This window comes from Pseudomonas laurylsulfativorans, from assembly GCF_002906155.1.
GTDB classification, from domain to species: Bacteria; Pseudomonadota; Gammaproteobacteria; order Pseudomonadales; family Pseudomonadaceae; genus Aquipseudomonas; species Aquipseudomonas laurylsulfativorans.
The window spans coordinates 1-1,232 of the sequence record NZ_MUJK01000028.1 but is presented as its reverse complement, the minus strand read 5'-3'; the positions used below and the strand labels follow the sequence as shown (position 1 = coordinate 1,232).

Annotated in this window: 1 protein-coding gene; it reads right to left on the bottom strand. The window is 62.0% G+C overall.

Annotated features, from left to right (window positions below; translation table 11 throughout):
- Positions 1-1,232, bottom strand: a 1,232-nt coding sequence (locus B0D71_RS31095) for a VCBS domain-containing protein (protein ID WP_205886085.1), incomplete at both ends; no start/stop codon positions are given.

The window sequence follows — 1,232 nt, the reverse complement described above, 5'->3', positions numbered from 1 at the left end:
GTTGCCGTTCAACGTCAACAGGGTTTCCGAAGCGGTATTGGCATTGCTGTCGTCCACCCCTTTTGGCAGGTCGTCGACGATGTTCACGTCGAGGTTGCCCGTGGCGGTGGTGCCGTTGTCATCGACCGCGGTCACGGTGAACTGCTCAGGCAGAGTGTTGGCGCCGCTGGCGGTTGGATGCGCTTCGTTGTCCACCAGGGTGTAGCTGTAACTCACCACACCGGTGACTGCATTAAAGCCGGTGATCGTCAGGGTGCTGCCCAGCGGGGTGGTGATCGATTGCGGGAAGCCAGCGGCCACGCCGGCAGTGACCACGGCGATGCCGCCGACGGTCAAGGTGGTCACGCCATCGAGGGCGGTGACGGTGAAAGTGCCGTTCTGGGTCAGCGCAGTGGCATCCGGTGCACTGCCGTCGCCGAGGTTTTTCTCGAAGACGGTCAACTCGCCGCCCTCAATATTTAAACCACCAATCGTGGTCGGGTCATCGTTGTTGTGGATCTGCAGGACCAGGTTCGCCGTACTGCTGTCGCCATCCGAGTCGGTGATGGTGTAGCTGAAGGTTTCGGTGCCGTCGCCACCGCCATGCAACGCCTTGAAGTCGGCATCGCTGGTGTTGAGGGTGTAGGTGTAGGTGCCGTTGGCATTCAGTACCAAAGTGCCGTAGGTGCCGGTGAAGGTGCCGGGGGTGATCGGGCCAGTGCCTTCACCAATGGTTACCCGGTCAGCGCCTTGCACGTCGTTGCTCAGCACATTGCCGTTGAGGGTTAGCTGGGTTTCCGAGGCAGTGCCATTGCTGTCGTTCACCCCCTTCGGCAGGTCGTCGACGATGTTCACGTCGAGGTTGCCCGTGGCAGTGGTGCCGTTGTCATCGACGGCGGTCACGGCGAACTGCTCAGGCAGGGTGTTGGCGCCGTTGGCGGTTGGATGCGCTTCGTTGTCGACCAAGGTGTAGCTGTAACTCACCACACCGGTGACGGCATTGAAGCCGGTGATGGTCAGCGTGCTGCCCAGCGGCGTGGTGATCGATTGCGGGAAGCCGGCGGCCACGCCAGCGGTGACCACGGCGATGCCGCCGACGGTCAGGGTGGTGACACCATCGAGGGCGGTGACGGTGAAAGTGCCGTTCTGAGTAAGGGCCGAGGTACTCGGTGCGCTGCCGTCGCTGAGGTTTTTTTCGTAGACCGTCAGCTCGCCGCCATACACGTTGAGGCCCTGAAGGGTCACTGGGTCAT